This window comes from Streptococcus sp. CL8.13, assembly GCF_049737895.1.
In genome coordinates this window covers 1-2,663 of record NZ_JBKOTT010000116.1, presented here as the reverse complement: position 1 = coordinate 2,663, position 2,663 = coordinate 1, and the positions used below count along the sequence as shown (strand labels likewise).

Annotated in this window: 3 protein-coding genes and 1 pseudogene; all 4 read left to right on the top strand. The window is 42.5% G+C overall.

Features of this window, described 5'->3' with window-relative positions; genetic code table 11:
* Window positions 1–174 (top strand): annotated as a pseudogene (locus ACLNCN_RS04405) (ABC transporter permease); the annotation flags it as partial.
* A gap of 9 nt (window positions 175–183) precedes the next feature.
* Complete coding sequence (locus ACLNCN_RS04400; protein ID WP_084947273.1) at window positions 184–825, top strand: CPBP family intramembrane glutamic endopeptidase; 642 nt, start codon at window positions 184–186, stop codon at window positions 823–825.
* A 17-nt stretch (window positions 826–842) separates the two neighbouring features.
* Window positions 843–1,073 (top strand): hypothetical protein, encoded by a 231-nt coding sequence (locus ACLNCN_RS04395; protein WP_000832184.1) that lies wholly within the window; start codon window positions 843–845, stop codon window positions 1,071–1,073.
* A 157-nt stretch (window positions 1,074–1,230) separates the two neighbouring features.
* Window positions 1,231–2,663: aspartate--tRNA ligase (gene aspS, locus ACLNCN_RS04390; RefSeq protein ID WP_424844708.1), on the top strand; the 1,433-nt coding region annotated here is incomplete at its 3' end.

The window sequence follows — 2,663 nt, the reverse complement described above, 5'->3', positions numbered from 1 at the left end:
AATGATACGGCTCAAAAAGTGTTGGATTATTCGTTCATCGGTCCTATTGTAAATCTTTTAAATAAAAAAGGTGGAGAGATATCTTTTTCTAACATCGGTATGTTACTTGCCTGGGTACTTGTGTTAGGAATAGCGAACCTCTTTGTATTGAAAAACAGCTATAAAGCAAGATAGGAGATTTATATGAAACTACTTAAAAACCTTGGCTGGTTTCTTCTAGCCATTCTATCCTTTGTGTTTATCTATGGTACCGTTCAGAGTGGGGCTGTAGAAGCTTTGAATCTAGGCGCTTCACCCTATGCTACTACCTTGCTTTATGTGGCCTTGGCTGGAGTATATGTGTACGTCATTTATAAATGGTATCAGAAAGGTCCTGTTCATATTGAGAAGAGTGGCTTCAACCGATTTATTTGGCTTCCTGCTCTGGTTTGGTTCTTATCTCTGCTTGTCCAGTTTTTCTTGCCAGATGATCCTTCGGTAAATCAACAAATGGCGACAGACTTGACCTTGGCTCAGCCACTCTTCTCCTTCTTTGCGGTCGTTATTTTTGCTCCTTTGACGGAAGAACTTATCTTTAGAGGGATGTTAGCACGCTACCTCTTTCCTAAGCAGGACAATAGTAAACAAACTCTAATTTTTCTTCTGGTAACTAGTGTTCTGTTTGCCTTGATTCATTTCCCAGGAGATGTGCAACAATTTTTAGTCTATACTAGTCTTGGTTTTAGCTTGGGCTTGGCTTATATTAGCAGAAAAGGTCTGGTCTACAGTATTTCTCTCCACGCTTTGAATAATTTAGTCAGCTTTTTGATGATTCTCATGCTATAATAGAGTCAGGAGGTCACATGAAACGAGTAATTTTATTAGCAGTGATTCAAGCAGTCGTTCTATTTTTCATCATTGGAGCGCTAGCTTATGCTTTCAAGGGAGATTTCTTCTATAACTATCTAGCAGTCGTCTTTGCCCCTATTGCAGGTGTCTTGCGCTTTGGGACAGCTTACACAACGGAAATTGTCTTGCCTCGAAAGGCAGCCGAAATTGCTGAAAAGCGTAAAGCAGGCAAAAATTCAAAATAAAAGAGTCCGGTGATGTTTTCATCGGATTTTTGTTTTAGCGCTAATTTTTTAGGTCCTTCACTTGATTTTTAAAGACTGGCAAACTTTTCTGCTGATTTTCATGAAGAGCCTGCGCTTTTATGGTAAAATAGTAACAGAATAAAAGAGGAGAGAAACAATGAAACGTAGTATGTATGCTGGTCGTGTTCGTGAGGAACACATCGGACAAGAAATGACCTTGAAAGGATGGGTTGGTCGTCGTCGTGACCTTGGTGGTTTGATCTTTATCGACCTTCGTGACCGTGAAGGGATCATGCAGTTGGTTATCAACCCTGAAAAAGTATCTGCAGAGGTCATGACAACAGCTGAAAGCCTTCGTAGTGAATTTGTTATCGAGGTGACTGGTCAGGTCGCTGCGCGTGAGCAAGCCAATGATAAGTTACCAACTGGTGCAGTTGAGTTAAACGTGACAGCTCTGACAGTGCTGAATACAGCTAAGACAACCCCATTTGAGATTAAGGATGGCATTGAGGCCAATGACGATACACGTTTACGTTACCGTTACCTTGACCTTCGTCGTCCAGAAATGTTGGAAAATCTCAAGCTTCGTGCTAAGGTGACCCACTCTATCCGCAACTACTTGGATGAGTTGGAGTTTATCGACGTGGAGACACCATTCCTTTCTAAGTCAACGCCTGAAGGGGCGCGTGACTATTTGGTGCCATCTCGTGTTAATAAAGGGCATTTTTACGCGCTTCCTCAAAGTCCACAAATCACGAAACAGCTCTTGATGAATGCTGGTTTTGACCGCTATTATCAAATCGTTAAATGTTTCCGTGACGAGGACTTGCGTGGTGACCGCCAGCCTGAATTTACTCAGGTCGACTTGGAAACATCTTTCCTTACTGAGCAAGAAATCCAAGATATCACAGAAGGTTTGATTGCGCGCGTGATGAAAGAAACTAAAGGCATCGAAGTGACGCTTCCATTTCCTCGTATGAAATATGATGATGCTATGGCTCTTTACGGTTCTGACAAGCCAGATACCCGTTTTGACATGTTGCTTCAGGACCTGACAGCAGTAGTCAAAGGTGTAGACTTTAAAGTCTTTTCAGAAGCACCTGCTGTAAAAGCAATTGTGGTCAAAGGAGCTGCGGACAACTATTCACGTAAAGACATCGACAAGATGACCGAAGTAGCCAAACAGTATGGTGCCAAAGGTCTTGCTTGGGTCAAGGTGGTTGATGGAGAATTAAACGGACCAGTTGCCAAGTTCTTGACTAGCATCCAAGCAGAATTGACAACAGCGCTTGCTCTTGAAGATAAGGACTTGGTTCTCTTTGTGGCGGATACGCTTGAAGTGGCTAATGCAACGCTTGGTGCCCTTCGTGGACGTATTGCCAAAGAGCTTGGTTTGATTGATAATGATAAATTCAACTTCCTTTGGGTGGTTGACTGGCCAATGTTTGAATGGTCTGAAGAAGAAGGTCGTTACATGAGCGCCCACCATCCATTTACTCTACCACAGGAAGAGACTGCTCACGAATTAGAAGGTGATTTGGCGAAGGTTCGTGCCATTGCTTACGATATTGTCTTGAACGGTTATGAACT

What these genes read in the sequence shown, in the direction of transcription:
- ACLNCN_RS04395 (WP_000832184.1), top strand. Translation starts at nt 843, where the DNA reads ATGAAACGAGTAATTTTATTAGCAGTGATTCAAGCAGTCGTTCTATTT.
- ACLNCN_RS04400 (WP_084947273.1), top strand. Translation starts at nt 184, where the DNA reads ATGAAACTACTTAAAAACCTTGGCTGGTTTCTTCTAGCCATTCTATCC.